5 protein-coding genes and 1 pseudogene are annotated in these 6,574 nt (G+C 64.5%); 5 read left to right on the top strand and 1 reads right to left on the bottom strand.

The window, feature by feature from the left end; translation table 11 throughout:
- Window positions 1–857: 857 nt before the first annotated feature.
- Window positions 858–1,667 carry a DNA-binding transcriptional regulator gene (locus tag PHI64_RS23095; protein WP_299888637.1) on the bottom strand — a complete coding sequence of 270 codons (810 nt, stop codon included), beginning with the start codon at window positions 1,665–1,667 and terminating at the stop codon, window positions 858–860.
- Window positions 1,668–1,847: 180 nt separating this feature from the next.
- Between PHI64_RS23095 and PHI64_RS23090 the strand changes: the two genes are divergently transcribed.
- From PHI64_RS23090 to PHI64_RS23070, 5 genes and pseudogenes are all read left to right on the top strand, one after another.
- Window positions 1,848–3,509, top strand: coding sequence for a bifunctional 3-(3-hydroxy-phenyl)propionate/3-hydroxycinnamic acid hydroxylase (locus PHI64_RS23090; RefSeq protein ID WP_299888634.1), 1,662 nt, complete (start codon window positions 1,848–1,850; stop codon window positions 3,507–3,509).
- A complete protein-coding gene (locus tag PHI64_RS23085; protein ID WP_299888630.1) occupies window positions 3,506–4,450 on the top strand; it encodes a 3-carboxyethylcatechol 2,3-dioxygenase in 945 nt (314 codons plus the stop codon). Before PHI64_RS23090 ends, PHI64_RS23085 begins: the two co-directional genes overlap by 4 nt.
- Before the next feature lie 43 nt (window positions 4,451–4,493).
- Window positions 4,494–5,627 (top strand): ABC transporter substrate-binding protein, encoded by a 1,134-nt coding sequence (locus tag PHI64_RS23080; protein WP_299888627.1) that lies wholly within the window; start codon window positions 4,494–4,496, stop codon window positions 5,625–5,627.
- Window positions 5,627–6,418 (top strand): 2-keto-4-pentenoate hydratase, encoded by a 792-nt coding sequence (mhpD, locus tag PHI64_RS23075; RefSeq protein WP_299888624.1) that lies wholly within the window; start codon window positions 5,627–5,629, stop codon window positions 6,416–6,418. The genes PHI64_RS23080 and mhpD overlap by 1 nt, the downstream gene beginning before the upstream one ends.
- Before the next feature lie 29 nt (window positions 6,419–6,447).
- A pseudogene (locus PHI64_RS23070) lies at window positions 6,448–6,574 on the top strand (acetaldehyde dehydrogenase (acetylating)); the annotation flags it as partial.

Below are 6,574 nucleotides of genomic sequence, written 5' to 3'. Positions count from 1 at the left end.
TGGTGTTCGTCGGCAAACAGGTCAGTCTTGATGGCACTACGCTGTTTCATCGGGATAAGCTGCAGCAGGGGTCAGGACGATGTAATTTTACCAAGGGTGGGCAAGCTGAGGTTTTTCGAGGCGCCCGATCTGTAAATTCATAGTCGGCCATGCAGTCTGCTGCTGGATCACGCTTTACGTTTGAGAACTTTACTGAATTATTGTCAATAAACGTATAGACGTATAAATCAGGGGTTGGGACGCCATCAGTAAGCAGTGATAGTCTGCCGTCTTTGACTTCCCGGTGCCCCTTCTCCTTCCCAAGGATTCGTGTTTTTTCCGGGTCGCTGTAAAAGGTGACTTCGAATTTTCCGTCTGCTGTTCTGCCCATTTTCCAAGCCATAAATGAGCACTTCCCTTCTTGGCTTCTTTGCCCTTGCCAATTTCCGACCAAGCGAGTGTCAGTGGATTCGGCAATAGACGAAAACGAAGCAAAAAGAAGAGGGGCTGTGAGAAACAATGTCTTCATTCTGAAAGCCATATTTTCCCCTGAGGGTTGTTTAAATTTCTGACGTCAAGTGGGCGACATCCGTTACCCAATTTTCCAGGACGCCCCGATTGGTCGTGTTGTGAATCCTGAAAATGCCATCGCGATGCTGTCAGCCGAGATGTCGTCTCCCTTTCGGGAGCTGGGGGGCTGATCGCTTCGATGGTTGGATCCTCTGGAGGCTTGTCGATGGGTCAGCACTTCAGCCTTAAGGAATCGGATATGTTCATGCGTTATGAATTTACCGCTACGTCCATACTGATGACAAGTAAATTATTAGGTGTGCCGTTGCTCGTTGGCGGCGCGTGCGGCTGTCGCTGACTTAACAGCCCTACCGCAGCCCCTGCTGCTCCGCCAGCTTCTCCTCGATCCGGCTCACTGCCCGCTGCAGCGCGGGCAGATAGCGCCGTTCTGCCTCCTTCAGCGTCACCATGCGGTTCAGATAGACGAGGTTGATCGCCCCCAGCGGGCGCCCGTTGAGCATGATGGGCAGTGCAATGGCCCCCACCTTGCGCTGGGAGGTCCATTCCCCGTCGTTGCTGCCGTAGCCCTGTTCCCGGGTACGTCCCAGCACATTGGCCACGAAACGTTCGTCGGCGGCCAGGCGGGCCTGGTCGTCGGTGCCGGCGCGGGCCAGTTGCAGGATCTCTTCTCGCTGGTCGTCCGGGCAGGCGCCCAGGAAGGCGCGGCCGGCTGCGGTGAGCAGCATGGGCATGGTCTGGCCCACCATGGCCCGGTGGAAGGACAGGGGGCTGAAGCGGTGGGTGGATTCGCGGATCACCAGATGGGCACCCTGGGGGGTGGTCAGGTCCGATGGCCACACCACCGCCTGCAGCAGTTCCGACAGCGCCGGGGCGACGATGCCGGAGATCCAGTCGTCATCCCGGAAGCCTTCCGCCAGGGAGCGCACGCGCAAGGCCAGACAATAGCTGTCGTCCGAATCACTGCGCCGCACATAGCCCTCGGCGATCAATGTCTCCAGCAGGCGGCGCACCGTGGTGCGGTGCAGGCCGGTGGCCGTGGCCAGCTGGCCGAGGCTGGAACGGCCCCCTTCCTGTACGTTGATGGCCCGCAGCAGGTCCAGCCCGCGGGTCAGGCCGCGTACCAGGGTGTAGTCCGATCCTGTGTTTTTGCGTGGCAAGTTATCGTTTTAAATCAGCGTTGTGCATCTGGTGGACGTTCCGATTTTATTTTTTGCCCGGCGCGCTTGCAACCCTAGAATCCGCTCAACAAGTTTCTCATAACGTAATTTCCGGCGCCGGCCCTTCGCGTTTCCCGCGGTGGTTTCCCCCAGGCGAATCGGGAACACCAGGAGACATTCATGAGCGAAAACCAGCGCTTCGACGCGGACGTGATCGTTGTCGGAGCCGGCCCGGTCGGTCTGACCATTGCCAACACCCTCGGTTTGCACGGCATCAGTGTGATGCTCCTTGAAAAGGGCGACGCCCTGATCGATTACCCCCGCGCCGTCGGCATGGACGACGAATGTCTGCGCAGCATCCAGGGTATCGGTCTTGTGGAGCAGGTGCAGCAGCACCTGACCCCTTACCACTGGATGCGCTTCGTCAATGCCAGCGGCCGGGTGTATGCCTCCATCGAGCCGCGCACCGATGAGTTCGGCTGGTCCCGGCGCAATGCCTTCAACCAGCCGGCGGTGGATCGGGAGCTGATGGAGGGCCTCAAGCGTTTTGACAATGCGCGGGTCCAGATGTCCACCGAACTCCAGTCTTTTGAGCAGGACAAGGACGGCGTCACCCTCAAGCTCAGCCACGCGGGCAGCCCCCAAACCCTGCGCTGCCGCTACCTTGTGGGCGCCGATGGGGGCCGCAGCGTGGTGCGCACCCAGCTGGGCGTGGGCTTCGGCGGCTTCACCGACACCTCCCAGTGGCTGGTGGTGGACATCCGCAACGATCCCCTCGGCGTGCCCTACATCTACATGCACTCCGACCCCAAGCGCCCCTACGTGTCGGTGGCCCTGCCCGACGGTGTGCGCCGCTTCGAGTTCATGGTGTGGGAAGGCGAGACCGAGGAGCAGATCACCGCCCCGGCGCGCATGGCCGAGCTGCTCGGCAAGGTGCTGCCCCCCGGCACCGACATCAACAAGCTCGACTTCATCCGCAAGCGCGTCTACACCCACAACGCCCGCATCGCCGACCGCTGGAAGGTGGGCCGCGTGATGCTCTCCGGCGACGCGGCCCACATCATGCCCGTGTGGCAGGGCCAGGGTTACAACACAGGCATGCGCGACGCCACCAACCTGGCCTGGAAGCTGGCCTGGGTGGTCAAGGGCAAGGCCTCCGACACCCTGCTCGAAACCTACAACATCGAGCGCCCGCCCCACGCCAAGGCCATGATCGACCTGTCGGTGGCGGCCGGCCGCATCTTCTACCCGCGCAACGTCTTCAAGGCCGCCTTCCGCGACGCCAGCACCTGGCTGCTCAACCAGATCCCGGCGGTGAAGCGTTACTTCAGCGAGATGCGCTACAAGCCCATGCCCTTCTACCCCGAAGGCCTGGTGGTGCACGAGAAGACCCCGCGCAAGAACTCCCCGGTGGGTCGCCTCTTCATCCAGCCCCGGGTGCGTACCCAGGCGGGTGAGGTGAAGCTGCTGGACGACGTGATCGGCACCGGTTTTGCCCTGCTGTCCTGGGGCGCCGACCCCAACTACTGGCTCACCCCGCGCAGCAAGGCCATCCTGGCGGCGATGGATGCACGCATCCTCACCGTCAAGCCGGTGGTGCAGATGCAGCGCCGGGTGGACATCAGCGATGCCACCGAAGTCATCGGTGACGAACAGCTGCGCCTCAAGGACTGGTTTGGCGAGCACCCCGGCTCCATCGCCCTGATCCGCCCCGACCGCTTCGTGGCCGGCATCTCCTTCCCGGTGGAGATCAACGAACTGCTCGAAGCCGTGGCCGGCAAGATGGGCCTCAAGGTGGACGCCGCACACCCGTCGGCGGCTGCGCTGAAGGAGGCCGCATGAGCTTTCTGCTGCAATGCCTCTCCCACACGCCCCTGAAGGGCTACGTGGACCCGCTGCCCGACGTGGTCGAGGAGGCCGGCCGTATCGTCGCCGCTGTGCACGCCGAGGTGGAGGCCTTTGATCCGGAGCTGGTCTTCCTGTTTGCCCCGGACCACTACAACGGCTTCTTCCTGGACACCATGCCCCAGCTGTGCATTGGCACCTCGGCCACCTCGGTGGGCGACTACATGACCTCGCCGGGCCCGCTGGACGTACCCCGGGACATCGCCGAAGCCTGCGCCCAGCACGTGGTGGCGGCCGACATCGATCTGGCCATTTCCTACCGCATGCTGGTGGATCACGGCTTTGCCCAGCCCCTGGAGGAGATCTGCGGCAGCCTTGCCCGCTACCCGGTGATCCCCCTCTTCATCAACAGCGTCGCGCCGCCGGTGATCAGCTTCCGCCGGGCCCGCCAGTTTGGCGAGGCGGTGGGCGAGTTTGCCCGCAAGCTGGGCAAGCGCACCCTGATCGTCGGTTCCGGCGGCCTGTCCCACAACCCGCCGGTGCCCCAGATCGCCACCGCCGTGCCGGAAGTGGCCGAGCGCCTGATCGCCGGCCGCAACCCCAGCCCCGACGCCCGGGCCGCACGCCAGCAGCGCACCATCGACGCCGCCACCCTCTTTTCCACCGGCGACAGCCCCTTGCATCCGCTCAACCCCCAGTGGGACCAGGCCTTCATGGCCAACCTGGCCTGCCAGGACTGGACTGCGCTGGACGCCTATGGCAACGCCGCCATCACCGAGGCGGCCGGCGCCTCGGCCCACGAAGTGAAGACCTGGGTGGCCGCCAACGCCGCCATGAACGCCGCCACCGGCGGGCACTACCAAGTGCAGTCCCGCTACTACCGGGCGATTCCCGAATGGATCGCCGGCTTTGCGGCCCTCACAGGCGTGGCCACCTGACCCCGAACAACAGCATCCAAATACCCAACCGAGGAGACAAACCATGAATAGCCGCCAACTCATTGCCCTGGGCATCGCCGCCCTGGCCGCCACCCCGGCCCTGGCCGACATCAACGTGGGCGTCATCGCTTCCCTCACCGGCCCGGCCGCAGCCCTGGGCGCCGAAACCAAGAAGGCCGTGGCCCTGTTTCCCACCACCATCGGTGGCGAAAAGCTCAACTTCATCGTCCTTGATGACGGTACCGACCCCACCAACGCGGTCAAGAACGTGCGCAAGCTGATCTCCGAAAACAAGGTGGACGCCATTCTCGGCCCCAACCTGATCAGCACCGCCGTGGCCATGGCCGACGTGGCCAACGCCGAGAAGACCCCGATGATCTCCGTCGCGCCCCTGGATGTGTCCGGCGACAAGCGAGGCTACATCTTCCGCAGCGAGCCCTCCGCCGACTTGATGGTGGGCCGCGTGGTGGCCGACATGGTCGAAGGCGGCGCCAAAACCGTGGGCTTCATCGGCTTCTCCGACTCCTGGGGCGAGCTGCTGCTGAAGGCCCTCACCAAGGCCACCGAAGGAAAGATCAAGATTGTCGCCACCGAGCGCTACGGCCGCGCCGACCCCAGCGTGCAGGCCCAGGTGCTCAAGGTGATGTCGGCCAAGCCCGACGTGGTCTTCGTCGGTGCCTCCGGCACCCCCGCCGCCATGCCCCAGATCACCCTGCGCGAGCGCGGCTACAAGGGCAAGATCTACCAGTCCCACGGCGTCACCAGCAAGGAGTTCCTGCGCGTCGGCGGCAAGGCTGTCGAAGGTGCGCTGATCCCCGTGGGCCCGGTGCTCGTGGCCGAACAGCTGCCCGACAGCCACCCCACCAAGAAGGCCGGCGTGGCCTTCGTGAAGGAACTCGAAGCCAAGAACGGCCCTGATTCCCGCTCCACCTTCGCCGGCGCCTCCTGGGATGCCTGGCTGCTGCTGCAGAACGCCATCGTCACCGCCCAGAAGGGCAAGGTGAAATCCGGCACCCCGGAGTTCCGCAGCGCCCTGCGTGACGGCATCGAGAAGACCAGCAAGCTGGTCGGCACCAATGGCGTCTACACCATGGGCGCCAACGACCACGCCGGCTACGATGCCAGCGCCATCGTGCTGATCAAGGTCGAAAACAACCACTGGAAGCTGGTGAAGTGATGAACGACGCTTCCCTGCTCGGCACGGAAGCCGCGGCCGGGCTGCTCAAGGCAGCGGCTGCCGGCGGCCACACCATCGCCCCCCTGCGCGACCGTCTGCGCCACGCCGATCAGGACGGAGCCTACGCCGTCCAGGAGGCCAACACCCAGGCCTGGCTGGCCGAAGGCCGCCGCCTGGTGGGGCGCAAGATCGGTCTCACCTCCCTGGCCGTGCAGGCCCAGCTGGGGGTCGATCAGCCCGATTTCGGCATGCTGTTTGCCGACATGGCCGTGGGCGATGGCGAGCCGGTGGCCCTCGGGCGCCTGATCCAGCCCAAGGTCGAGGCCGAGGTGGCCCTCGTCATCGGTCGCGATCTGACCCACGAGCGGCACACCTACGCCGACCTCATCCGCGCCACCGAGTACGTGCTGCCCGCCATCGAGATCGTCGATAGCCGGATCGAGAACTGGAACATCCGCTTCGTCGATACCGTGGCCGACAACGCCTCCAGCGGCCTCTTTGTGGTCGGCGGTCAGCCGCGTCTGCTGAAGGATGTGGACCTCACCGCCTGCGCCATGGAAATGCGCCGTGGTGCCGAAGTGGTGTCCACCGGCAACGGCCGCGCCTGCCTGGGCAGCCCCCTCAACGCCGCCGTATGGCTGGCCGACGTGATGGTGCGATGCGGCCGCCCCCTGCTGGCCGGCGACATCGTCCTCACCGGCGCCCTCGGCCCCATGGTCAGCGTCCGGCCCGGCGAACGCTTCGATGTCAGCGTCGAAGGCCTCGGCAGCGTCACGGCCCTGTTTGGCTGATCCGCCCTATCCAACAAGAGAGAATTACCATGACCCAGAAAATCAAATGCGCCCTGATCGGCCCGGGCAACATCGGGACCGACCTGCTGGCCAAGCTTCAGCGAAGCCCGGTGCTGGAACCGGTGTGGATGGTGGGGATCGACCCCGACTCCGACG

Origin of the sequence: Zoogloea sp. (assembly GCF_028689785.1) — a bacterium.
Lineage (GTDB): Bacteria > Pseudomonadota > Gammaproteobacteria > Burkholderiales > Rhodocyclaceae > Zoogloea.
The sequence above is the reverse complement of the archived record's forward strand: the minus strand, read 5'-3'. Positions and strand labels throughout refer to the sequence as shown.